Annotated in this window: 1 pseudogene; it reads left to right on the plus strand. The window is 78.4% G+C overall.

The features are described from left to right. Position 1 precedes the first annotated feature (1 nt). Positions 2–236: pseudogene (locus ASF18_RS06405) on the plus strand (transketolase C-terminal domain-containing protein); the annotation flags it as partial.

The raw sequence follows: 236 nt of genomic DNA on the forward strand, positions 1-236 counted from the left end.
GGTGGCCACCGCGCATGCCCACGACACGGGCCCGATCGCGCTGCGCTATCCGCGCGGCGAGGGCGTGGGCGTGGACCTGCCCGAGCGCGGGGTCGCGCTGCCGATCGGCAAGGGCCGGATGGTGCGTGCGCCCGAGGGGGCGCGGGTGGCGCTGCTGTCGCTGGGCACGCGGCTGTCGGAGGCGCTGAAGGCGGCCGACGCGCTGGAGGCGGAGGGCATCGCGGTGAGCGTGGCGG

Origin of the sequence: Methylobacterium sp. Leaf89, assembly GCF_001422215.1 — a bacterium.
GTDB lineage: Bacteria > Pseudomonadota > Alphaproteobacteria > Rhizobiales > Beijerinckiaceae > Methylobacterium.